Source organism: Thiospirillum jenense, assembly GCF_014145225.1.
Classification (GTDB): domain Bacteria; phylum Pseudomonadota; class Gammaproteobacteria; order Chromatiales; family Chromatiaceae; genus Thiospirillum; species Thiospirillum jenense.
Map to the genome: position 1 here is coordinate 33,853 of NZ_JABVCQ010000002.1, position 24,750 is coordinate 58,602.

Below are 24,750 nucleotides of genomic sequence, written 5' to 3' on the forward strand. Positions count from 1 at the left end.
ATGAATTACATTAGCACACGCGGCGGTATTATGCCAGTCAATTTCGCCGACGCTGTTTTAATGGGATTGGCTACTGACGGCGGCTTGTTAATTCCCGAATCTATTCCCACTGTTACTGCCGATCAATTACAGAACTGGGCGGGATTGCGCTTTCAAGCATTAGCCGCTGAGATTATGCGGCCCTTTATTGGAGATTCATTACCGGACGAGGTTATTACCGATTTAATTGAACGCGCTTATGCCAATTTTAATCACCCTGAGATCACGCCATTACATCAAGTTGGGCAACGTCAATTGCTCGAATTATTTCATGGCCCGACGGCGGCATTTAAAGATATTGCGCTGCAATGGTTAGGTGAGTTATTTGATTATCTATTGACGCAAAACGACAGTTATTTAAACATCTTGGGCGCGACTTCAGGCGATACTGGATCAGCCGCTATTGCCGGTGTCAGTGGTAAAGCACGAATTAACATTTTCATTCTTTACCCGCACGGGCGCATTTCACCAATTCAAGAACGGCAAATGACCACTGTCACCGAGCCGAATGTACAGACCATTGCCGTGCAGGGGACATTTGATGATGCGCAGCGCATTGTTAAAACGCTGTTTTCTGATGTGCAATTCAAAACACGCTATCAATTGGGCGCGGTTAATTCAATTAACTGGGCGCGAATTTTAGCGCAAACGGTGTATTATTTTTATGCGTGGGGACGGGTGAGTGGCGGTAATCCCGATCATCGCGTCAGCTTTGCGGTGCCGACGGGTAATTTCGGCGATGTATTTGCCGGTTATTTAGCCAAGCGCATGGGTTTGCCAATTGAACAGTTAATTTTAGCCACCAATCGCAATGCCATTTTAACCCGCTTTGTGCAAACGGGTATTTATGCCGCAGGTGATGTTTATCAAACTTTAAGTCCAGCAATGGATATTCAAATTGCGTCAAATTTTGAACGCTATTTGTATTATCTATTGGATGAAAATGCGACCGCCGTGCGCACGGCATTAACTAATTTTGAACAGGAGCGGCGGTTGATTGTGAATGCCACACAGCGGCGCCAAGTGAATAAAGATTTCATTGCTTGTGCGGTGGATGATAGTGAAACATTGGCACAAATGCAGGCGGTTTATGATGATACAGGTTATTTCATTTGCCCACATACTGCGGTTGGAATGCACGCCGCCGCCAATTATCCCGACGCCATTTGTTTAGCCACCGCGCATCCGGCCAAGTTTAATGAAGCAGTGCAAATTGCCACTGGTCAAACCGCGCCCCTACCGCTCAGTTTGCAAGGGTTAATGAATAAACCAACGCGCCAAAAGACCTTAGCAGCGGATGCGGATGTCATTCGCCAGTATTTACAGACGACCTTGGATAATACGGAAAACTATAATGATTGAGACGGCGCCGCGTTCTATTCAAATCCTCGATACCACCTTGCGCGATGGTGAACAAACGCAGGGCGTCTCATTCGCGCCTGATGAAAAAACCAGCATTGCCAAATTGTTATTAGAAGCAGTGCGTGTGGATCGGATTGAAGTTGCCTCAGCGCGAGTATCCGATGGTGAATTACTTGCTGTGGCGAATATCGTGGATTGGGCGCGAGATAAAGGATTAGCGCATCGCATTGAAGTGCTGGGATTTGTGGATCATGGTCATAGCGTTAATTGGATTCGCCGTGCCGGCGGTCAAGTGATTAACTTACTCGCCAAAGGCAGTGAAAAACATTGCCATACGCAATTGGGTAAAACATTAGATCAGCATCTTGCTGACGTGCGCGAAACTATTGATCTTGCGCATGAACATGGCGTGCGGGTTAATTTGTATTTAGAAGATTGGTCAAATGGCTATGTTGATTCGCCGGCCTATGTGTATCATTTAGTTGAACAATTAGCTGATGCGGGTATTGAGCATTTAATGCTGCCGGATACCTTAGGCGTTATGACTCCCGAGCGCGTATTCTCTGCCATTAATGATATGCGCCAACGTTTTCCTACCTGCGCCTTTGATTTTCATCCGCATAATGATTATGGATTAGCGACCGCCAATGTATTAGCTGCCGCCCAAGCGGGCGCGGCGGCGGTGCATTGCACCATTAACTGTTTAGGCGAACGGGCGGGCAACGCTTCATTAGCAGAAGTCGCAGTTAATTTACGCGATCAATTGGGTTTTTCACTCGGTATTGATGAAACGCATTTAGTGCGGGCGAGTGAATTAGTGCAGCATTTTTCTGGTAAACGCATTGCCGATAATGCCCCGATCATTGGTGTTGACGTATTCACCCAAACGGCGGGTATTCACGCCGACGGCGACCGCAAGGGCAGTTTATATCACACGCGCTTATCACCCGAACGCTTTAATCGCCGCCGCACCTATGCACTAGGTAAATTGAGTGGCAAGGCATCATTAGCTAAGAATTTAGAACGCCTGGATATTGCATTATCTGATGAACAACAGCGCAAAGTATTAGCGCGGATTGTTGAATTAGGTGATTCTAAAAAGTCTATTACTGCGGATGATTTGCCTTTTATTATTGCTGAGGTATTGGATAGTAAGGATTATGACCACGCCGAATTATTAGCCTGCACCGTGACCAGCAGTATTGGATTAGAATCCACTGCCAGTATTAAAGTACGTTTAGATGATGAGGTATTAACGGCGGCTGGAACAGGCAATGGTGGGTTTGATGCTTTTAATCAGGCCTTAAATAAAATTGTAAAGCGGCAGGGGATTCAATTGCCGTTATTAACTGATTATGAAGTGCGTATTCCTAAAGGGGGGCGTACCGATGCACTGACCGAATGCACCATTACCTGGAATCATGGCGAAGGCGATTGGAAAACACGCGGAGTTCATGCTAATCAAGTCTTTGCCGCCATTGCGGCGACCATGCGAATGTTTAATCGCGTGGTTCACGATTTGCGGGTTAATACAGCGCAGGTGTGAATCGATTATGCCGCGCCAATGCCCATTGAATATGCTCGCGCACCAATTCATCAGGATAAACCAAGCGATCAATTAACGCCTGCCAAATACGCAGTGATGGCGGCGCATTCCCTAATGCAATAGCGATATTACGCAGCCAGCGTTGATAACCCAGCCGCCGTATTGGCGTACCTTCCGTGTACTGTAAAAACTGCGGTTCATTCCAATTAAATAGCGTGATTAAATCGGCATTGATCCACTGCAGCCGCGGGTGAAAATCCCGTTCTTGTGTTAATTGCGCAAACCGATTCCAGGGACACACCTGTTGACAAATATCACAACCAAAAATGTGTTGCCCAATTAAACTGCGCAATGATTCAGGAATAGCGCCGTGATGTTCAATGGTCAAATACGCAATACAGCGCTGCGCATCCAATTGATAGGGCGCAATAATGGCAGCAGTGGGACAGTGCATTAAACAGGCGTGACAGCGCCCGCAATGATTAACCGCCGGCGGATCAATTGGCAGCGGTAAATCAACGTACAATTCTCCTAAAAAAAACCACGAGCCGGCCTGTTGGTTAATTAAATTGGTGTGTTTACCAATCCAGCCCAATCCCGCCTGTTGTGCTAATGGTTTTTCTAATACCGGTGCCGAATCAACCAGCGGGCGATAATGAAATGCGCCGGTCTGTTGTTCAATTCGCTGGGCTAATTGTTTTAATCGTTTGCGGATCACACGATGATAATCACGTCCGAGCGCATAGCGGGCAATGACAGCGTGGGTTGGATTAGCAGAAAACGGCACAGCGGCGGGTAAATAATTCATGCGGGCGGTAATGATCCGAATGGTGCCGGGGAGCAATTGCGCGGGATCACAACGCATTGCTTGATGCTGCGCCATGTAATTCATTTCGCCATGATAACCCGCCGCGAGCCAATTAAACAAGCGCTGTTGATCGTGTTGCGTGACTCCGGCGGTAATACCAATTTGCTGAAAACCTAATTCCCGTCCCCAGCATTTAATCTGTTGCGCTAAAGCGTCCAATTCGGTGGGGTTATTCAGCGCCAATTGCATTATTTATTAGACGGATCACCATAAAACACATAATTGGTGGAATAATCGCTGATTTCAAAATACACTTTTCTCTCATTCTCATCACTTTTACCATTGAGGTTTTCATCCAGAATGCCATAGCCAAAACGATAAGGACGTATCCCGCCACTATCAGTCGCTGGGGCGGTGGTGAGTTTATCAATTTTAATAAAGCGTTTGACGACCTGACCATTAGAAAAAACCTCTAATGTGCCATTAACACCCGTCCAGTTTTGTAGAGACCGGCCGATTTTATTTTGCGTTTCTTGCGTACAGCCGACGGTGAATACAGTAGTGGCTAAAATAATGCTGAGAGCGGTGCTGGTTTTCATTAGATACTTGTCCTCGTGAATGAAGTTGGGAATTAAAAACGGGTGATCGCACCCGAATGACTGGCATTGGGTGACTGCGACGTTTTTTCAAGTGTTGACCGAATTAAATCGCGCCAGCAACGGATCAGCGCATCCGACTTCGGCAAACCCGCGTGCGCGCAAGATACAAGCGTCGCATTTTTGACACGGTCGCCCGTCGGCGGCGGGATCGTAGCAGCTGCTGGTGTGCGCGTAATCCACGCCCAGCGCCCGTCCGGCGGCGATGATTTGCGCTTTGGTCAGCGCGATCAGCGGGGCGTGGATGCGCACGGCTCGCCCGTTGACGGCGGCGGCGGTGGCTAAATTCGCCATGTGCTCGAAGGCGGCGATGTAGTCAGGGCGACAGTCCGGGTAGCCCGAGTAGTCTAACGCATTGACTCCTATGAAAATATCGCCGCATTCCAGTACCTCCGCCCATGCCAGCGCGAATGATAAAAAGATGGTATTGCGGGCGGGGACGTAGGTGAGCGGAATAGCAACAGCGTTGTTTGGTTGCAACAGCGCGGCTTCACGACCTTTTGGCACGGGTAAATCCGCCGTCAACGCCGAGCCGCCGAATTGCCGCAGGTCAATGTCCAGCGTGATGTGTTGCGCTACTCCAACAGTCGCGGCGACCTGTTGCGCGGCGGTCAATTCCACTATATGCCGCTGACCGTAGCGAAATGACAACGCATATGGCGTAAACCCCGCAGCTTTTGCCATCGCCAACGTGGTGGCCGAGTCTAGGCCGCCGCTTAATAAAACGACGGCGGGTTTCGTATTATTCATACTATCAACTCATTGGTTTAATTTGTTTATTTCGCGGGGGGTGCCACCTGTAGGCGTTTTTTATTAATACTTTGCGATGTATTAATATTTGGCAGTTCATAGGCAAATTCTTTACCAACAGATTTAACTTTAGAGCGCATTATTGCATTAGCAATATGAGTACAGTTCCAATTCAACAAATATCAGCACTGGAGCGGCACAATGATTGAATCGTGCTGGAGAACGCTAAAATTATATTTAATTCTAAGTTCGAGTTAAAGTTTTAAAATCAGAATACTAAAATAAAACCACTGCAAGGATTTAAGCAATGTTGGTGCTTACTAACAATCATCAGCTGGAACTGTTGACCGATGACATTGCTCCCGTACCAAAACTTGGCAAAATAAAGCCATTTCGTACTCAACTCTTAAAATGGATTGGCAACAAGCAGCAACAAGCCGACTTGATTATTAGTTTCTTTCCAAAACAGTTTAATACTTATTTTGAGCCATTCCTCGGCAGCGGTGGTGTATTAGGCGTACTTGCTCCAAAAAAGGCAGTTGCTAGTGATACATTTGCGCCATTAATTCAGATATGGCAAACCTTACATAATCATAAAGAGTTATTAAAAAAACAATACGCCGAACGCTACGCATTGATAGCGCAATTAGGCAAAAAAACGGCTTATGAATCTGTCCGAGCAAATTACAATAGGATACCGAATGGCGCCGACCTTCTTTATCTCTGCCGCGCCTGCTATGGCGGTGTTGTCCGTTTTCGCAAAAACGATGGTTACATGAGTACCCCGGTCGGTATTCACGATCCAATCACACCAGACAGTTTTAATAAACGAGTAGATATTTGGCATATTCGGACTCAAGGAGCGTGTTTTTTACACCTAGACTTTGCCGAGGCTATGAAACAAGCAAAAGAAGGTGATTTAGTTTATTGTGATCCACCGTATTCAGATAGCCAAGCAATTCTTTATGGCGCCCAGACTTTTTCATTACAACGTTTATTTAATTCTATAGCCGCTTGCAAAGCGCGGGGCGTGTTCGTTGTTTTAAGCATCGACGGCACAAAATACTCTGGACGCAAACTGTGTAATATTGCAATACCCAACGGATTATTTGAACGTGAAGCGTTTATCAATGTCGGGCGTTCAATGCTCAAACGTTTTCAAATGGATGGCAAAAGCCTTGAGAATCACGAAGTACGCGACCGATTATTGTTAACATTTTAATAGCTATAGCTAATAAAATCTCAATTTTAAGTGATTAGATTAAAACCAAAATAACTTATTAGCCAAAATATAATTCGCGCTATTTGTTCCTTCATTTCAATATCAAAACACTGTGTCATTTTTATTACTTAATCCCCCGAAATTAACCAAATCACCGTCGCCATGCGCCCGGTGCGTCCATCGCGGCGATAGGAAAAAAACCGCGCTGGATCAGTGACTGTACACAGTCCGCTGCTGGCGATGTGGCGAACACGCAACCGCGTCAAGCGCTGCTGCGCCAATAGTGGCAAATTGGCCAACCAATGCCCGGGCCTTGTTGGTTGAAATGCCACTGTTGCGTGACTATCACAATCGCAAAAAATCTCGCGCACTTCTGCGCCAACTTCAAACGCCGTCGGGCCAATCGCCGGCCCCAACCACGCGGACAAATTTAACGGCGGATGACCAAGTTGCGCCACCGTCTGCTCGACGATCCCACCCGCCAACCCGCGCCAGCCAGCGTGAATTGCGGCAATAGCGCGACCGTTGGTTTCACACAACAGTATTGGTAAACAATCCGCCGTCAGCACCGCGCACACCTGCCCCGGCGCTCGGGCAATGCTGGCATCCGCCGTGCAATCGGGGTGATCAGCGCCAACTGTGGCGACAGTACAACTGTGTGTCTGATTTAACCACAACGGCGCGGTGGGCAACTGGGCTAGATGGCGTAATTGGGCACGATTGTGCGCAACTTGGTCGGGATCATCGCCGACATGGGTGGCTAGATTAAAACTGGCAAAGGGCGGCTGACTGCATCCACCCTGTCGCGTTGTAGTCACAGCGCGCACCGTTGGCGGATGTTTCCAGCGTGGTTCAATGAGCGATTCAATTGACATGGGGGTTGACATGTGAAGCAAAAGCGTTGACATCGGCGGCGAAATGGTCGAGTAATGCGGCGAAATCGGCTGCCAGTGGAATCTCCCACTGCAACGGCTGCGCCGTGATCGGGTGCGTCAAGCCCAGTTGGATAGCATGTAACGCTTGACGCGGAAACTGTTGTAATGCAGCGACAAGTTGCGGTGTAGCATCAACTGGCGGGCGGGGGCGCAATCCGTACACTGGATCACCGACAATCGGGTGGCGCAGATGGGCGCAGTGGACGCGGATTTGATGGGTGCGGCCGGTTTGCAACTGCACCGCCAGTAGCGTGTGTCCACGATAGCGGGTCAACACGCGGTAATTGGTCACGGCGGGGCGACCATTTGCCACCACCGCCATTTTAGTGCGCTGCGTCGGATGCCGCCCGATGGGTAACTCAATCCGCCCGCCGCTCACCAATTCGCCGACCACCAGCGCCCGATACTCGCGTTTCACCGTCCGTTGTTGCAATTGTATCACCAGTGACGTGTGCGCCTGTAGTGTTTTTGCGACAACCAGTAACCCTGTGGTATCCTTGTCTAAACGATGCACGATGCCGCCGCGTGGTAATAATGCCAACTGTGGTGCATAATGCAACAGCGCGTTGAGCAGCGTACCATCCCAATTGCCGGCGGCTGGATGCACCACCAGCCCGGCCGGTTTGTTCAGCACCAGCAGGTGATCATCTTCAAAACAGATCGCCAGCGGCAGGGCTTGCGGCTGATGCGCGTGTGCATTTGGCAACAATTGCGGATAAACGACAATCTGCTCACCACCACGCACCCGCGTCCGCTGTTGTTGACAAATGGCACCGTTGACCGTCACCTGCCCGTCGGCAATCCAGGTTTGCAGCCGCGAGCGCGAAAATTCTGGCAACAATTCTGCTAGAACTTGGTCAAGACGGCGGCCGGCGGCGGTGGGTGGTAACACATGCTGCCGCGCCGCCGTCGCGTGATCGGCAGTCGGCGATTGCGGTGCCGGCGTCAGCAAGTCAGTTTCGCTATACTGCGACACGGGTTAACCACACTGTGGATGGGATGGGGCAGAATGATACAGCGGGCATGGTTTTTAATTGGTTGGATGGTGTTGATTGGCAACCTGAGCGGCTGCGGCATATTAACCAAAGAGTTTGATGAAACAAAAAATTGGAGTGCGGCAAAATTATATCAAGAAGCCGCCGAGCAATTGGATGGTGGCAATTATGAAAAAGCGGCGGAATTATACGAAAAATTAGAGGCGCGTTATCCATTCGGGCGCTATGCCATGCAATCGCAATTGGATATTGCATATGCCTATTATAAAGGTGATGAACCAGAGGCCGCGCTTGCCGCCGCTGACCGGTTTATTAAACTTTATCCACAGCATCCGCTGGTGGATTATGCGTATTACCTTAAGGGTATTATTAATTATAATCGCAGCGTTGGATTTGTGGATCGGTTTATTCCCACTGATGCCTCACAACGTGACCCGGGGTCGGCATTGGATGCGTTTCAAGATTTTGCCGAGCTGGCGCGGCGTTTTCCGAATAGCAAATATACCGCTGATGCGTTGTTGCGAATGCGTTATTTGCGCAATAACTTGGCAAAACATGAAGTCAACGTGGCGCGTTATTATATGAAATTGGGCGCGTATATTGCCGCTGCTAATCGCGCTCAACAAGTGATTGAACGTTTTCAACGCACCGTTGCCGTTGTGGATGCACTGGTCATTTTAATTGATGCGTACACGCAACTCGGCGAAGAGCAGTTGGCGGCAGATACGAAGCGTGTTTTGGAATTAAACCGCAAAGCCGGGCGCTTAATTACTGATGAACCAGCACCCGCTGAACTTAATCTTGGCCGGCGGGTGTGGGATTATCTTAATCTCGATCAGAATTAACGCGGCAGTCATTCAGCGCACTGGTGCATATTATTTAAATGGCGGCCTCATCTTCTTCACCAGTACGAATACGCACCACGCGCTGGACTTCACTGACAAAGATTTTACCATCGCCAATTTTACCCGTGCGGGCTGCTTTGGTAATTGCCTCTAAGCATGTTTCTAATTGGTCATCTGTCAGCACCAATTCGATTTTAACTTTGGGAAGAAAATCCACAACATACTCGGCACCGCGATATAATTCTGTATGTCCTTTTTGCCGCCCAAACCCTTTAACTTCAATTGCCGTCATGCCGGTAATACCAGCCGCTGACAACGCCTCGCGCACATCATCGAGTTTGAATGGTTTGATAATTGCTTCGACTTTTTTCATTGTAACTACAGCTCCGTGATAATGGATTAAACAATGGATTGAACTGACAACTCGAGAACACAGTATAGGAGGCTCGAGTCAATTTGGCTATCAAAAAACATCGGTTGGTTGCACAACGTTTGACCGCTGGCGCAACAAATGTGCAATGTAGATTAGTTTGCACAGTGGCGTGTCCGTGCATTATTGTTAACTCGGTTGTCTCTTTAACTACTTCACACCTGATTTGCATTCGGCAGCCCTAATTAATTGATACTGTCATTTGCTATGATGCTCTTCATCATTTAACGCCTAACGATTGAATAACACCCATGTCTTGGTTTTCCCGTCATTCTTCACCTAAATTATCACAATCTACCAATGAAGATCCGCATTGGGAACAAACATTCATGCGGCAATTGGCACTCGAATTTCTGCGCGAACGGCGCCGTAGTCAACGCTGGAGTCGGTTTTTTAAATTAGTCATCATTACTTATGCGTGCGTGGTTTTATTACTCATATACGCCAATGAACTGGATGACGTTGTGACACCCACGAGCCAACACACTGCATTAATTGACATCAATGGTGTCATTGCCGCCGACAGTGAAGCCAGCGCCGAGCGTGTAATTAGTGCCATTCGCCGTGCTTTTGAATCAGAACAGGCCAAAGGCATTGTGTTGCGCATTAATAGCCCCGGTGGTAGCCCAGTTCAATCGGCTTATATTAATGATGAAATCCGCCGTCTTAAAGCCAAATACCCGAATAAACCTGTATATGCAGTGGCGGTTGATGTGTGTGCTTCTGGGGCATATTATGTCGCTGTCGCCACTGATGCTATCTATGTGAATAAATCTAGCCTCGTCGGTTCAATTGGTGTGCGGTTAGACAGCTTTGGTTTTCAACAGGCAATGGAATCATTAGGAATTGAACGGCGGTTATTGACTGCGGGTGAAAATAAAGGGATTTTAGACCCTTTTTCACCGCTTGATTCAGATGACGAATTGTTTATTCACGAGCAATTAACTGCATTGCATCGCCAATTCATTGCTGCCGTGAAACTCGGTCGCGGTAAGCGTTTGAAAGGTGAAGAATCTGTGTTATTCAGCGGGCTGTTTTGGAATGGTGAAGAGAGTGTCATACTCGGATTAACTGACGGATTGGGTAGTAGCAGTTTTATTGCGCGTGAATTGATTGGTGCGGAAGATATAGTGAAATATACTAAAAAGCAGGATTTATTAGAACGTTTTGCGGATCGGCTCGGTACTTCATTAGGCAGTGCATTCAGTCAGGCACTGGGATTGAATGGTGCGATTCGATTAGAGTGATGGGCTTTCTATTGCCCAGGTAATCGTTAGTGACTATTTTTTCAACGTGATCATTTCTAAATATAAGGCGCTGGTTTCAATTAGGTTGTCATACCTAAAACCCACAGTAATTCGCGTTTATTATATTCTCTATTACAAAGGATGATTATGCAAAACCACACCAAGTTGGCGTAAATAGTCACTGACGACGGTTTGCAATTCTTGTGGGCGGATGTGAGATGGTAATTCTTTCAACAACAGCGGATTACCCTTTTTAAATTCCTCATCGGCAATGTGATCCCAAATATCGGTTTCTTCCATTTTATAGAAATCATCACGCAAATTTTCTAATTCTTGCAGGTAAAATGCCTCGAAACCAGAAGCTGCAAAAAGAGAGTTTAACAAATAGTATTCAAGTGCAAAAATATCCGATTCAACTTCACAAATAACAGTGCGTTTGCGTTCAACGTCTTTTGTGCTGCCTATCGGTTGTTCAGCCACTTTTTGCAACTCAGCCACTTTTTGCAACGCTGTAAGTAACGCTGCAGATGGTTGCTTATTATTTAGTTCTTTTTTAATGATTGTCTCGTCAGTAAGCAGTCCTACGCCATAGCGCAAATAACGCTTAAACGAGCGATAAATATCATCGCCTTTTTCAGGGAAATAGATATCAATCATGTCAATGTCACGCTCTAATGCAGCAATCAGGTCTCGACGCAATTCAGTGTCAAGTGGTCCGCGAATGAGTCCCTCAGCAATCGGACGTACGAAACGTAAAAATAATGCTTTAAGACTGGATTGCAATCGAGTTTCAAATGCTTTGAAATCGCCAATAATTCGCTGTTCAACAAAGTCACTATCCCATAATTGCTGCGTCATAAATCCCACTAAAGTGTGTGCTTCATGTGTTAGTTCTAAAGCAAGTTCTTGTGCAATGATATCAATCATTTTTCGGACATCGGTATATAAATGCTCCCGCCAATCATAATTAGCTTTTTTTGAATCAAATACGGGATTTGAGCAAGCACCAAATAATACATTGCGTTGTTCTGCCTGACGATTTGGCAGTAATTCAATTTTTTCGCGTACAATTTGGTTATAACGCCCTTGAAACGTTTGTAGTGTATTAGCCTTTAAATCATGCCGCACTTGCTCGAAATGCTCATGCATAGCAGCCCGAATTTGTTCTTTCTTTTTATTAAACCACAATCGAAATTCTAATCGCCGGTTCCTTTCGATTTTTTCTCTTGCCGCTTCGGGATTTTCAGGATAAAGCGCTCTCACTTGGCGATATAACTCACTAGATTGACGATAAATATTATCAATGAGAGCGTCACAGCGCCGTTCAAGAATTACGACTCGTTCTGTATTAAGATAGGTATTAATTCGTTGTTTAATTTCGGCAATGCCGGTTAAATTTTTGAGTGTCTCTGAATCATATTGCACATTGAGTACACGATTCAGATCATTGATAACTTTACTCATCGAACCAACATACTCAATTGTTTCTGCATCAGCCGCAGCATGTAAAACTAGATGCGCTCCCGCCGATCCTACGATAATGCGTTCTTCTCTTGTTGCCATTCATGTACGACAGCTTCATAATCTTTTTTGAATGCTTCGTGCGAGGCAAAACTATCCATGCGCGCAAAAAAGACAAACAGTTTTTCTTCTAGGCCAATATGTTTATCGCCTTCACGAGCAAATTTGATTAAATCTTTTTCATGTCCACGCAGACTTGGATAACGTTGAATTAATATGACTGCATCGCAATCCGTTAACATTTCACGCGATTCTTCAATATGTTTGGCTAAACCTGAATCTAATCCAGGCACATCATAAAATACAATTCCTTCAGCTTCTGCCAGGCGTGAGGTGAATAACCGCGCCTCTTGAATAGCATGGGCATAACATGCGTCGGCAACATATTTACGCAGATCGTTTTTAATGTCTTCTAAGTTAATGAAGGATTCACGCAATGGCGGTTCTTCTAAAACTTTTTTGAGTGTATGGTCATTTTTACGAATTGTTTGTAAATCCGCTTCCGCTTTTTCAGCTTGACTTCTATCAGTACCATTTTTGGTCGCTTCTAATTCACGACATAAGCGCTCGAATGCCTGATAGGTTTTTGGATCAACTTCTAATCGTTGATTTGAATCATCTGGCACTGAATAAATCTGCGTCGTTGTAAAGGTGCAGCGTTGCGATTTTGTCGGCAGCAAATCACAACCAAGCCAAGCATTAACAAAAGTACTTTTGCCCGCTTTTTCTAATCCCACAACTGCAATACGAAACTCGCCTTTATCGAGACGTTTCTTTTGCCGTTCAGCCTGTTTACCTTCATCGTTAAGTACACGACTAATGTCGTTTATTCCATCAAGTGTTCGCACTTGCGACAACTGCGCTAATTGGCTGGCATATCGGCGAATAGTGAGTGCGTCCTCAAGACGTTTGGCGTAATGAATAGAAGCTGTTTTCCAATCCATAATTAAATTTCTATGGTTTAAGTGATGAATTGTAGAAATTTTAGTTGCAATAAAATTTCATAAGTTACTTAACTGGCTATTTTTTCAAGTGAAGCAGCCTTCCAACACTGGAGCGCGGGAACAATCAACCATCATCTAGCAAAATGATACAACAATCGTCGCCATCGTGCATGTTATAAACGCGGTAAAAAAACACTAAAGTCATCCCGCAAATAACCCTGTTTAATCACCGCTTGACTGCCCAATTGTTCCTGAGCAAAGGTCACGATGGTATTGGGATTAGAATAATTAAACACATCCGAACAATCAATTCCATCGAGCAAATTAAACACAAATCCGCGTTGACAAGCATGAAAACAACGTTCAATAAAACAAAAGGTTTCCTGACGAGTTAATGTATTCATCGCACCGCTGCACAGATAATAATCGGCTATGGGCAGATTATCTGCTAACACATCGCACTGTAAAATTTCACAGCCAGTACGAATACGCGCCTGCTCAACCATAGTTGGTATGACATCAATACCAACATATTGCTTAGGTAATGCCTGTTGGCGGGCGAGAAATAAATAGAGATCACCAAATCCACAGCCGACATCCACTAAGGTCACGTCTGTTAAATCAGGCGGTAGTAATGCGCGTAAAATAGAAAAGCGGTGTTCTTGCGATTGGGTCGAATTCCAATGCACACCCTCCGCCGTAATGCCATATTTTTCTATAGCGCGTTGATAAAAAGCTTCGGTGTTAATGCGTGGCATATAAATAAACAGTATTAAAAAATGCGTGAATTGACTAAATGGTTGGATAATAGTTCAGGGCAATTAATGCTGACTTCGGCAAGGTGGCGGCAATACAGCGGGTTTTAAATCCGCACTACCACTACAGCGCCAATTAATTTGCCCATCGGCTGTTTCTTCAGGTATTAGATACAACTCACCATGTTCTAATCGCAGCGTGAGCATCATCGTGTTTGCATCTAACAACAATTGCGCCCCATTAGTTAAATGTATTTTTATTCCCAAACTGTCCAGTGAATCGGGAATCTGATGATAACTTAAATAGTGTTGCGCTATTGTCGTGCGTATTTCAGTCGTTTCTTGATAGGCCGTCGCAATTTTAATACGAGTTTGATAATCCTGATAAGCCGGAATCGCAATGGCAGCAAGTATCCCAACAATATAGATAAGAATTAACACACCAAACCCTGCGCCCAATCGTCCAGTATAGGGAACAAATGCTGCTAATAGATAAGCCAATTTATGGCGCGGCAATAGTTTTGCCTCACGATCCATCACATGCGCAATACGTTTAGTTATCCAGGGATAACCGGCAATCAATTCGTGGAATGATGACCAAAACCCCGAACTGATTTGTGCTTGTTGATAATAAGCGGTGAGATTTAATTGTTGCCAACGTTGTCCGCCAGCTGCTAAACAGGCAATTGCTTGCGCGGCATTGGTAGGTGAATCACTACACGCCAGTCCATGCCGATCGCAGGTGTTTTCACATGCTCGTGCATACGCCGCACCTAATAATGGCAGCCACAATACTGGCCAGCGTAATAAATGACCAGTTAAATGCCCCATCCGAATATGTCCCAATTCGTGACCAATATAAAAGCGTACCCCGTCGGGATGATTATTCATTGCATCAACGATATCAGATAATAATACGACATAATTGCGCCCTAAAAAGCGGGTTGCAAACGCATTAAATACACCATTGCCACTCAGAAGATATGCGTGTGGCGGATTTTTAATGTTCAAGCGTTGACAACAGGCAACAAATTGCGCGTAGAGGTCGGGAAATTGTGCTGCGGATAATTCAACACCATTGCCTTTTATTCGAGCAATTAAGGCGGACTGGGTGAACAAGTAGGATAAAAATCCTAACAAAATAATAATTAACGCGCCGCCGAAAGTGCCAATGATAAGTATCAACCATACTAATAAACCTAAAATTAATGTGCTGGCACTTAGCAGTGGTTCACGCGGATAAACAAGTTGATTGTTCATAAGATTAAGGCGGTTAAATGCCGAATGCGCGGTATTAAAGCTGTACAGCGCATTCGCATTGTTTGAGCAGCTGTTAACGATTATGTCATAATAAACACGCTAACAGCACCATATGAAATCGCTAACTAATATTAATCAGCGCGGAATTTATCATGACATGATTTACAACTTTGCCCGACTTGACCAAAGGCTTGTTTCACTGCATCTTTGTCACCATTGGTAGCAATTTCCGCGAGTTGATTAGCCGCTGTCACGAATTGACGCGCCAATTCAATCACCTTTTCTTTATCAGTGAAGATGTCTGCTTTGGCGCGTGTTTCTACTGTGCCGATATTTTTATCTGTGCCGGGGCCGTAAAGCGCACCCATACCCGAATTTGCAATGGCCGCAATTGTATTAGCGGCTGCTTTCACTTGCTGTTGATTATAGTCTCCAGCCAGGTTTGCTTTAATTTTGCCCATGTTCCACGCCATGAACTTATACCCTGCTTGACGGGTTAAAATTTGCTCTTCTGGGCGTGTTATATCCGCTGCAACAGCAGCAGTAACGATGCCTAAACCCAATAAACCAGCAATGGTGAACTGTATCATTTTATTCATAGGTCATACCTTAATGTGAGTGTAAAAAACGGTTCATTTCATTCGCGTTGACTGCAACAAGCGGTGTCATCAACGCGAGAATATGATAGCAGGTTTTAGCGTTTTTAGCATGAGTGCATTTCACACAAGCATATGTTAATTTAGACGCATGAGTTGTTAAATTGCGTCACGCCTAACTAATAAATAAGTTAATGCGTTTTTGAGCATCACCACCTGCTATGTAAAAGCAATTGCATTGATTTTGAGTTTTATTTACGCCAACATCATACGCATCAGTTCCGACACCGAGCGGGCTTCTAATTTATCCATTACTTTTGCACGATGCGCTTCAACGGTTGATTGACTGATTCCTAAATCAGCGGCAATCACTTTATTGCGTTTGCCCGCAATAATTAAATCAAGCACTTCACGTTCGCGGGGGGTTAAACGCTGTAGTCGTTGCTGTACGGTGATTTGGCGTGATGTTTGATAACGGTATTCAGCATCTAATGCAAAACCGCGGCGTATTGCATTGAGTAAGACTTCGTCATTAAAGGGTTTTTCTAAAAAATCTATTGCACCGGCTTTAACAGCACGCACGGCCACCGGCACTTCACCATGCCCTGTAATCATAATGATTGGCGGATGATAGGTTTCCTGTGCTAATCGTTCTTGTAATTCCAATCCGGTCATGTCGCGCATGCGTATATCTAGCACTAATACGCCAGATTGTTGTATATCAAATCGTGATAAAAAACTCCAAGCGGAATCAAAGGTTTCATACGCAAAGCCGGCGGAAGTCATTAATAAAGCCAGCGCCGAACGGACGTCACGATCGTCATCAATAATAAAGACAATTGGGTTCATTTATAGGCGTTCCTTTGCGCCGCTATCGTTGGTGTCAATTGCAGTTGATGACACAAGCGGGATGGTTGTATTGAATACTCGTGGAAGGGTAAATGAAAAAGTTGTGCCAATGCCTGGCGTAGTTTCAACTTGCAGACTACTGCCATGTGCTTCAATAATCCGCGAACTAATAGATAGCCCGAGTCCTAGTCCATTCGGTTTGGTAGTAACAAAGGGTTCAAATAAATGTTGTGCAACACCCCGAGCTAATCCTGGACCCGTGTCCGCGACGCGCAATTCTATTTGATCCGGTTGTTCGGAACGGATAGCAGCCCGCAATAAGATGACGCGGCGTTTATTTGGCGTTTCATTCATCGCTTCTAACGCATTGCGAGTGAGATTGAGCAAAACTTGTGCAATTTGAATTTCTTGTGCCAATACCATTGTGGTAATGGGAGTCACATCAAATTGTAATGTGACATCCGCCCGTCGTGCATCCTGACCTAATAAGACGCGTACCGTGTCGAATAGCGCCGCGACCGCGATTGGGGCGGCTTGGGTTTCTTGTTTGCATCCTAAGCGCCGCATTTGACGAATAACTTCGGCGGCGCGTTCGGATTGTTCAGCAATGCGGGTTAATACGTCTTGACAAATGGTGATGTCGGCTTGGTTGGTATTAATTAAACGCAGACAGGCGCGGGCATTGGTTGCAATTGCGGTTAATGGTTGGTTAATTTCATGTCCGATGCTGGAGACCATTTCGCCAAGTGTGGTTAAGCGGGTGATGTGGGAGTGTTCGATTTCTAATTGACGTAATCGTTCAGCGAGTGCGCGGCGATGAGTGATGTCGCGCACCACAATGACCGCACCAATTACTTGAGCGCGATCATCACGCAAAGGCGCGGCGCTATATTCAATTGAGACCCAGCAGCCGTCACTGCACCAGAAAATGTCTTCTTCAATAAACCGCGCTTTATGATCGCGCAGGGTGGCACAAATTGGGCAGTATTCTATGCGAAAGGGTTCACCATTCGTTTGAGTATGGTGTAATAGCGCATGTTCTTCGGCACCTATTAAATCTACGGCACTCCAATTAGTGAGTTTTTCAATTGCGCGATTGGCAAAAGTAATACGGCCAGTTAAATCAACTCCGAATATGCCTTCTGCCACGGCATCAAGAATAAACTGCTGACGCTGTTCTAGTTGTATTTTTGCGCGATTTAATTGATAATTTAATCGAAATACCCAGCCAGTGAGAGTGGCCATGATAATTAAAATCATAGTTGCAATCAATACCGATAACCAATGCTGGATAATGATGTTGGCAAGAGAATTTGATGACGGTTGATACGGTGGTAACTGTAGCGTCTGTAATAATTCTTGAACCGGTTGATAATCCAATGGCACCGTCCAGCCGGCGTTATCACTGGCAATTGCGGCGGCGCTATCGGGTGGCATTTTTAATAGTGCAATAGCGACCTGTTGCGCTAATGTGGCGTCGGTATTGGTCAAAATACTAAAGGGCCATTCGGGGTAGAGCGGGCTGCTGTGTAGGAGTGGAAAATTGCTATGAAATTGCTGCCCGAGGATGCGAATGTGTTGTAAATCAAGCAGTTTGTCGGCAGCAAAGCGTTCCAAAATACCAGTGCGTACGATGCCGACGTCGGCTTGACCACTTAAAACAGCGGTGACAACGGCGTCGTGACTGCCGGTAAAAGTGATGTGAGTGTCGTTTTTTAGTTCAATGTCGTGTTGTTGCAACACTGCCTGTGCAATTTGAAAACCGCCCAGGGATAATGCCGCAACGGCTGAAATTTTGCGCCCGCGTAGCTCGGCTAAATTCTGTGGGGTATCCGCAACAGCGCGGGTGAAAATGACGCTGGCAAACCGGCTCAAACCCGGTTCACGGCCGAATTGGTCATGTGCAATTGTGGTAAATTGCTGACGGCGGGTACGCAGCGTGGCGATGCGTGAGACACGGTAGCGCGTGGACAACATGACGTACAGACTGGGGTTGACTAGCAACAGGTCAAGGTTGCCACTGGTGACTGTCGCTTCAACGGCGTTGAAACTCAGCGGCATGATGCAAAAATAATACTGTGGTAAAGTTGTACTAAGATAGTCTGCCGTCGGTTGCCAGCGGGCAAGTGTGGCGGCAGTGTTGCGGTGCGTTAACACGCCAATCGTCACGGGTAGGGGCACTGCAGCAAGGGCAACGCTGGGCATTTCCGCCACGCGACTGACGCTTAATAGCAACATGACACCAATAATGCGGTTGTATGGCATAACAAAAAGCCGGTGATGATCTTTGTTGCATTGTCGTTTCGTGATGTAAAACGACCGTTATTACACAGAGGTTATGACAAAATTCATGCCTATTGTCTACCCTCATGGCAGTTAAGGATGTGCTAAATTCTGCAAGGTTCAAACGTTTTTAGTCAGCTTAAAATAAAGGAAATCATTTATGCAACTTGCCGCTTTATTGCGTACTAAAACAATTAATGCCGATCATGTTCATCATCAAGGTGAATTACGTCGGGTGCTAGGGCCAATTGATCTAACTTTATTAGGGATAGGTGCAATCATTGGCGCTGGTATTTTCGTTTTAACAGGTGTTGCCGCCGCCACGCAAGCCGGACCGTCAATTATTTTATCGTATGCAGTTGCGGGAATTGCCTGTACGTTCAGTGCGTTAGCCTATGCAGAATTGGCGGCGGCAGTCGGTGGCTGTGGCAGCGCTTATGGCTATAGCTATGCAGGTTTAGGTGAATTAGTTGCGTGGATTATTGGCTGGGATTTAATTCTCGAATATGGTGTAGCAACTGCGGCTGTCGCCATTGGCTGGTCAAGTTATGTCAATAATGCGTTATCTGCAATGGGTTTGGCATTACCGGAACTTTTAACTAAAACACCTGTGCAAGGTGGTTGGATTAACTTACCCGCCGCGTTAATTGTGTTAATTTTAGCATTTTTATTAAGTTTAGGTGTGCGTGAAAGTGTGCGAGTCAATACCATTATGGTTGTCGTCAAATTATTAGCGATCACCTTATTTATTGGCGTTGCGCTCTCTCATATTGAACCTGCGAATTGGACTCCATTCATGCCATTTGGGTGGGAAGGCGTAATGGGTGGCGCGGCAGTTATTTTCTTTGCATACATTGGATTTGATGCGGTTTCCACTGCCGCTGAAGAGGCCCGCAATCCACAACGTGATTTGCCCATTGGCATTCTATTATCGCTGGGTATTTGCACTCTCATTTATATCATTGTCGCTGGGTTATTAACCTTAGTGGTCGCTTATCCAACATTAAATGTCGGTTCACCCGTCGCTGATGTTATGTTACGCCTCGGTTATCCATGGGCGGCGGGATTAGTTGCGACTGGTGCCATTGCCGGTTTAACCACTGTCATGTTGGTTTTATATTACGGATTAACCCGCGTCTTTTTAGCCATGTCCCGCGACGGATTATTGCCGCCGGTATTTGCCCGGGTGCATTCAAAAACCCGCACCCCCATTCGCGTCATTATGGTCAGCGGCGTTTTAATGGCGGCAATTGCTGGATTCACGCCAATTAGTGACGTCGCTGAATTAGTCAATATCGGCACCCTCGCCGCCTTCTTTTTAGTTTGCATTGGCGTTGTGATGATGCGGCGTAGCCACCCTGATTTGCCGCGTCCATTCCTTAGCCCCGGCGCACCTATTGTCCCACTACTCGGCGCGTTATCCTGTTTATTCTTAATGGTGAATTTATCTGCAATCACCTGGCTGCGCTTTGGTATTTGGTTAGCATTAGGGTTAGTCATTTATTTTGCGTATTCGCGTTATCATAGCAGCTTGGCAACTGTATCTGAATGATTTGCAAGTAGCATGATTACCTAATGTATTTATTGCCTACAATCTGACGAATTATTGCGAGCGGTGAATAACTCAAAACCATGTCACAATACACAACAGCATTTGGTTTAGGAATGGCCGGCTTACTCGCTTGGCGTAATCTTGCCCATGACCGCTCGCGTTTTTTTGTCACCATGATTGGAATTATTTTTGCGGTGATTCTTATTGCAATGGAATTGGGGTTATTTTTCGGTTTTACTGAAAGCACCACCAGTGTTATTCAACACACCCACGCTGATATTTGGATTGTGGCAAAGGGTACGCGCAATTTTGAAGTAGCGCCGCCCATTCAAGACCGCGAGTTATATTTCGCACGTTCAGTTAGTGGCGTTGCTCATGCTGAAGGGTTAATTATTCAATTTGCACCCTGGAAAAAACCATTAGGTGGTGAAGAAAGTGTGCAAATTCTTGGTTTTGATCTGAATTATGGCTTGGCGCGCCCATGGAATCTGGTCGCCGGCGAATTGGAATCATTGCGCCAAGCCGATAGCGTAATGATTGATCGTTTATTTACCGATAAACTTGGTGTTAATGAAGTTGGGCAAGAAGTCGAAATCAATCAACATCGGGCGCGGGTGGTGGGTTTTACGCAGGGTATTCGTTCATTTACGACCTTCCCCTGGGTATTCACTTCAGCTCGCACAGCGCAAAGTATTATTGACTTTGCACCGCATCAATGGAATTACATTTTAGTTACTTTACTCCCTGGTGCTGACACGGAATCGGTCTGCGCTGCACTCCGCATTTTATTACCGCGTGCCGATGTTTATACTGCTCAAGGGCTGGCAGACATGACTCATCATTATTGGATGTTCACTACCGGTGCGGGAGCGTCGGTATTATTGTCTGCCATGCTTGGAGTGATTGTTGGGGTTGTCATTGTCGCACAGGTTTTATATGCGACAACCGTTGATCATTTAACTGAATTTGGCACATTGCGGGCGATGGGCGCGCCGCGTGGGTTTATTTACCGCATTATTTTTGGACAGGCTTTAATTAGCGCTGTAATTGGTCATGCGGTCGGTATTTCAGTGGCGATGTTATTGGCACAAGCCAGTTTAAAAAGTGCAGTATTAGTGTTGGTGTCACCCAAATTAGCGGCGGCGCTTTTTTTATTAACATTAACGATGTGTTTGTTGGCGGCCGTTGTCTCAATTCGTAAAGCCATGACCATTGATCCTGCAATGGTGTTTCAGCGTTAGGCGATATTTTTTGATAGTCTGTGCCGAGTTTTTATTACTTATTTTTAATAGTTAACAGGAGTTACACGGTTCAAATTTTAACTAATTGGCTTGTCAAGGAAGAGTGCACTCCTACGCTCCAGCGTGGGAACGACTAAACCAAGGACGCTTAGAAGATAAGACAAAAAATAATCATTATTACGCCTATTACAACGGCGCTTTGGTGCGGTGCCGGATGCGCTCGTGCTGCGTATTGAAACGGCCCCACGAATGAGCAATTGGATTGCCGGACAGCGCCACCTGTATTAGCAGGTGCGCATATTGCCAATCCCGCCCGCGCCGCACTTCAGTCGTCACTTTAACAGTGTTCGCCCGCCGCTTAATTCCATTGTAAATCACTCAACAATTGCATTTTGTCAATCGTTTTTGGCAATAAAAAATTTGGCAGTTTTCCAAATTCCCAGCTAAACTCTATCCGAGTGTTTTTTATACTGTTTATCCCGCCGTGCGCGGGTGTTTCAGATAAACAATACGGGTGTTGTTTAATTTTATCAGGGGAATTACCAATGAAACTGACAGCTTGGTTGCAACCGCCCGTCATTCGCCAAATGGCGCGGCAGCCGCTCTTTTCGCTTTTGTTGATTGTGACGCTCGGTTTATTGGCGCGGTGGCGGCGACTCCGGCGGTTTGCTATTTTTTTGTCAGTGTTAATTAGCTGTCATCATGAATATTGACCGAGTTTTATTAAACTACTTGAGGAAATCTACGATGAAAGCGCGTTTTCAAAAACAGCCATTTAACAAACATACCTTACTAATTTTGATTATGAGTTGGGGGCTTTTTTTCTCACAGAGCAACGCAGATGAGACGCTTTCCAATTATTCAGAATTTCAATGGTCAGAGCCGCTTGGAACACTAATAGGCACCCCTAACTGGGGGTATCAATTATCACCATTATACGGTGAATCACCGACCACAGTGCCTGTCAATAGCACCGAATTGAATGAAGCCCCCAATTTTATGGGAATAGAATTTAGCCAGCCAACTTTAGTATCTAAGGTAAGATTCTACAGTTATGCGCAAGGTAATGGTATCAATCATATTACGACCTATAAAGTTTTAGGTATGGTAAATGGTCAAAATACTTGGAGTGAATTGGTTGGGGCTACGTCAGCATCTGCGGCTTTACCGGGATGGGAGGAGGTATCAGTTAATACGCAGTTTTACGACAAAATCAAAATAGAATACACATCAGTCAGTACAAACTATGCTCCGCGGGTTGGTGAGATGCAATTTCAAACTCCAAGTGCTTATTCAGAAGCCAATGCAGAGATTTTAGTTAAGAATGAGCAAAACGCCTTTTATTATGTGCGCAATAACGTCAATGGCCCTTACGCTGGAACGCAAACTGTTTTATTAGATGTTATGCGTACACCGACTTATGAAGTTTTATCCACTAATCATACATTTCATAGTGAAAATCCTATTCCCGCTTCCTATCCATCTATTGTGAGAGGCTGTCATCCTTGGGGGCGACCTTGTACCGATGGCTGGACAAGTTCTCATTTAAACGAACTTGCAGAAGTCACCAGTCAGTGGACTATTTCTAATACTTCAGCAGCTGGCATTTGGAATGCGGCTTATGATTTGTGGATTAACCCAACTAACAATACCAGCGGCGCACCTACTGGAACAGAATTGATGATTTGGATGTATTCACGCGGCGATATACGCCCCGGTGGCGAACTGGTTGGCACAATAATACTACGCGAAAAAATAAATGACGTATGGCAACCAGTTAATTATGATGTATATCATGCGGCACCATGGAGTAATTGGCAACATTATGTGGCATATCGTCGGCAAGAACCCACTACTGGCACAGTCGATATTAATTTAACTGATGCTTTAGTAGATTGTCAGCAACGCGGTTATTGTAATTCTGATGATTATCTAGTGGCAATAGAAGCGGGCTTTGAAATTTGGGAAGGCGGTGTTGGATTAAAAACGAACAATTTTTCTACTAATGTTTTGCTCGATCAAAGGAATTTGCTGTCTGTATCTAAAAACCCTGATAGTAATGCCGGCACAATTACCAGCAGCCCATATGGCGTTAATTGCGGCAGCGATTGCAATGAACGATACGCAAATAACACGCAAGTCACACTCACCGCTTTAGCCGAGAATGGCTGGCGTTTTACTGGCTGGAGCGGCGGCGGTTGTTCTGGCACGGGTACTTGTATTGTTACCATGGACGCCGCCAAGAGTGTGGACGCCACCTTTAGCGCCGCACCGCAAACGTACGCCCTGTCCGTCAGCGTGAACGGCAACGGCGGCAAAGTCAGCGGCACGGGAATTGCTTGCCCGGGCGATTGTGGCGAAAGCTACGCCAGCGGAACGCCAGTCATGTTGGGCGCAGAAACCACTGGCACGACTACCTTCACTAACTGGAGTGGCGACTGCTCAGGTAATCTAACAACCTGCACGGTGACAATGGACGCAATTAAAAACGTCACCGCTAATTTCCAAGCCGCCGCCCCGACTTATTCATTAACCGTGAATAATTTTGGTAGTGGCACTGTGTCAAGTACTGGTGTTGCTGGTATTAACTGCGGCACCGACTGCACTGAAACCTATACTAATAATCAATCCGTGACCTTGACTGCCGTACCCGCTGCTGGTGGAATGCTATTAAAATGGCAGGGCGCTTGTCTTGGGAATAGAACCAATACCTGTACTTTGAATATGAACGCGAACCAAACTGCCACAGTCTTTTTTACTAGATAAGGGTGACCTGTTGATTGCGTTACGATCAGATATGCAGCGGCAAGATTTGGACTATAATTGACCGGCCCCATGCCGGTTTTTTTACATTTGCATGTTGATTTCAACATCACATTGTGGGGCAATGTTTCATACATCCTGACGCTCATTT

General features: G+C 45.8%; 23 protein-coding genes. 9 read left to right on the forward strand and 14 right to left on the reverse strand.

The genetic code is table 11. The features are described from left to right. Both thrC and HUK38_RS00895 read left to right on the forward strand, forming a co-directional pair. Positions 1 to 1,401 (forward strand): threonine synthase, encoded by a 1,401-nt coding sequence (gene thrC, locus HUK38_RS00890; protein ID WP_182581893.1) that lies wholly within the window; start codon positions 1 to 3, stop codon positions 1,399 to 1,401. Further along, positions 1,394 to 2,947, forward strand: a complete 1,554-nt coding sequence (locus HUK38_RS00895) for an alpha-isopropylmalate synthase regulatory domain-containing protein (RefSeq protein WP_182581894.1) — start codon at positions 1,394 to 1,396, stop codon at positions 2,945 to 2,947. The genes thrC and HUK38_RS00895 overlap by 8 nt, the downstream gene beginning before the upstream one ends. Here HUK38_RS00895 and queG read toward each other — a convergent pair. From queG to queC, 3 genes are all read right to left on the reverse strand, one after another. After that, positions 2,928 to 4,004, reverse strand: a complete 1,077-nt coding sequence (gene queG / locus HUK38_RS00900; RefSeq protein ID WP_182581895.1) for a tRNA epoxyqueuosine(34) reductase QueG — start codon at positions 4,002 to 4,004, stop codon at positions 2,928 to 2,930. The two genes, HUK38_RS00895 and queG, sit on opposite strands and share 20 nt — an antisense overlap. After that, positions 4,004 to 4,354: a hypothetical protein gene (locus HUK38_RS00905; RefSeq protein WP_182581896.1), complete on the reverse strand. Its 351-nt coding sequence runs from the start codon at positions 4,352 to 4,354 to the stop codon at positions 4,004 to 4,006. The genes queG and HUK38_RS00905 overlap by 1 nt, the downstream gene beginning before the upstream one ends. Before the next feature lie 87 nt (positions 4,355 to 4,441). After that, complete coding sequence (gene queC / locus HUK38_RS00910; protein ID WP_182581897.1) at positions 4,442 to 5,161, reverse strand: 7-cyano-7-deazaguanine synthase QueC; 720 nt, start codon at positions 5,159 to 5,161, stop codon at positions 4,442 to 4,444. Between the two features lie 307 nt (positions 5,162 to 5,468). On the opposite strand from queC, the gene HUK38_RS00915 reads away from it, so the two are divergent. Beyond that, positions 5,469 to 6,383: a DNA adenine methylase gene (locus HUK38_RS00915; protein WP_182581898.1), complete on the forward strand. Its 915-nt coding sequence runs from the start codon at positions 5,469 to 5,471 to the stop codon at positions 6,381 to 6,383. A 128-nt stretch (positions 6,384 to 6,511) separates the two neighbouring features. Here the strand turns inward: HUK38_RS00915 and pgeF are convergent, their stop codons facing one another. Together pgeF and rluD are read right to left on the reverse strand one after the other, a co-directional pair. Continuing rightward, positions 6,512 to 7,258, reverse strand: coding sequence for a peptidoglycan editing factor PgeF (gene pgeF, locus HUK38_RS00920; RefSeq protein ID WP_182581899.1), 747 nt, complete (start codon positions 7,256 to 7,258; stop codon positions 6,512 to 6,514). Then, positions 7,248 to 8,210, reverse strand: a complete 963-nt coding sequence (rluD, locus tag HUK38_RS00925) for a 23S rRNA pseudouridine(1911/1915/1917) synthase RluD (protein ID WP_338065339.1) — start codon at positions 8,208 to 8,210, stop codon at positions 7,248 to 7,250. Before rluD ends, pgeF begins: the two co-directional genes overlap by 11 nt. Positions 8,211 to 8,327: 117 nt before the next feature. Between rluD and HUK38_RS00930 the strand changes: the two genes are divergently transcribed. Continuing rightward, positions 8,328 to 9,158 carry an outer membrane protein assembly factor BamD gene (locus HUK38_RS00930; protein ID WP_182581900.1) on the forward strand — a complete coding sequence of 277 codons (831 nt, stop codon included), beginning with the start codon at positions 8,328 to 8,330 and terminating at the stop codon, positions 9,156 to 9,158. A gap of 34 nt (positions 9,159 to 9,192) precedes the next feature. Here the strand turns inward: HUK38_RS00930 and HUK38_RS00935 are convergent, their stop codons facing one another. After that, positions 9,193 to 9,531, reverse strand: a complete 339-nt coding sequence (locus HUK38_RS00935; protein WP_182581901.1) for a P-II family nitrogen regulator — start codon at positions 9,529 to 9,531, stop codon at positions 9,193 to 9,195. A gap of 308 nt (positions 9,532 to 9,839) precedes the next feature. On the opposite strand from HUK38_RS00935, the gene HUK38_RS00940 reads away from it, so the two are divergent. Beyond that, positions 9,840 to 10,835, forward strand: a complete 996-nt coding sequence (locus tag HUK38_RS00940; RefSeq protein ID WP_182581902.1) for a S49 family peptidase — start codon at positions 9,840 to 9,842, stop codon at positions 10,833 to 10,835. Between the two features lie 132 nt (positions 10,836 to 10,967). Here the strand turns inward: HUK38_RS00940 and HUK38_RS00945 are convergent, their stop codons facing one another. The 7 genes from HUK38_RS00945 to HUK38_RS00975 all read right to left on the reverse strand — a co-directional run bounded on the left by HUK38_RS00945 (position 10,968) and on the right by HUK38_RS00975 (position 19,025). After that, entirely contained in the window at positions 10,968 to 12,398 is a 1,431-nt protein-coding gene (locus HUK38_RS00945) for a hypothetical protein (protein WP_182581903.1), read from the reverse strand. Continuing rightward, positions 12,368 to 13,300: a dynamin family protein gene (locus HUK38_RS00950; RefSeq protein WP_182581904.1), complete on the reverse strand. Its 933-nt coding sequence runs from the start codon at positions 13,298 to 13,300 to the stop codon at positions 12,368 to 12,370. The genes HUK38_RS00945 and HUK38_RS00950 overlap by 31 nt, the downstream gene beginning before the upstream one ends. A 173-nt stretch (positions 13,301 to 13,473) precedes the next feature. Then, the gene (locus tag HUK38_RS00955) at positions 13,474 to 14,058 is read right to left on the reverse strand and encodes a class I SAM-dependent methyltransferase (RefSeq protein ID WP_182581905.1); all 585 of its coding nucleotides are present in this window, start codon (positions 14,056 to 14,058) and stop codon (positions 13,474 to 13,476) included. 63 nt (positions 14,059 to 14,121) lie between these two features. Further along, on the reverse strand, positions 14,122 to 15,315 hold the full coding sequence (locus HUK38_RS00960) for a M48 family metalloprotease (protein ID WP_182581906.1): 1,194 nt from the start codon (positions 15,313 to 15,315) through the stop codon (positions 14,122 to 14,124). A gap of 131 nt (positions 15,316 to 15,446) precedes the next feature. Beyond that, on the reverse strand, positions 15,447 to 15,914 hold the full coding sequence (locus HUK38_RS00965) for a c-type cytochrome (protein ID WP_182581907.1): 468 nt from the start codon (positions 15,912 to 15,914) through the stop codon (positions 15,447 to 15,449). Between the two features lie 252 nt (positions 15,915 to 16,166). Beyond that, a complete protein-coding gene (locus HUK38_RS00970) occupies positions 16,167 to 16,760 on the reverse strand; it encodes a response regulator transcription factor (RefSeq protein WP_182581908.1) in 594 nt (197 codons plus the stop codon). Further along, complete coding sequence (locus HUK38_RS00975) at positions 16,761 to 19,025, reverse strand: PhnD/SsuA/transferrin family substrate-binding protein (RefSeq protein ID WP_182581909.1); 2,265 nt, start codon at positions 19,023 to 19,025, stop codon at positions 16,761 to 16,763. A 178-nt stretch (positions 19,026 to 19,203) separates the two neighbouring features. Between HUK38_RS00975 and HUK38_RS00980 the strand changes: the two genes are divergently transcribed. Both HUK38_RS00980 and HUK38_RS00985 read left to right on the forward strand, forming a co-directional pair. Beyond that, entirely contained in the window at positions 19,204 to 20,595 is a 1,392-nt protein-coding gene (locus HUK38_RS00980) for an amino acid permease (protein ID WP_182581910.1), read from the forward strand. 80 nt (positions 20,596 to 20,675) lie between these two features. Next, positions 20,676 to 21,836: an ABC transporter permease gene (locus HUK38_RS00985; protein ID WP_182581911.1), complete on the forward strand. Its 1,161-nt coding sequence runs from the start codon at positions 20,676 to 20,678 to the stop codon at positions 21,834 to 21,836. 186 nt (positions 21,837 to 22,022) lie between these two features. On the opposite strand, the gene HUK38_RS00990 is transcribed toward HUK38_RS00985, so the two are convergent. After that, positions 22,023 to 22,214, reverse strand: coding sequence for a hypothetical protein (locus HUK38_RS00990; protein WP_182581912.1), 192 nt, complete (start codon positions 22,212 to 22,214; stop codon positions 22,023 to 22,025). Positions 22,215 to 22,381: 167 nt separating this feature from the next. Between HUK38_RS00990 and HUK38_RS00995 the strand changes: the two genes are divergently transcribed. Together HUK38_RS00995 and HUK38_RS01000 are read left to right on the forward strand one after the other, a co-directional pair. Then, positions 22,382 to 22,549: a hypothetical protein gene (locus tag HUK38_RS00995; protein ID WP_182581913.1), complete on the forward strand. Its 168-nt coding sequence runs from the start codon at positions 22,382 to 22,384 to the stop codon at positions 22,547 to 22,549. A gap of 553 nt (positions 22,550 to 23,102) precedes the next feature. Beyond that, positions 23,103 to 24,602, forward strand: coding sequence for an InlB B-repeat-containing protein (locus tag HUK38_RS01000; protein ID WP_182581914.1), 1,500 nt, complete (start codon positions 23,103 to 23,105; stop codon positions 24,600 to 24,602). Positions 24,603 to 24,750 lie beyond the last annotated feature (148 nt).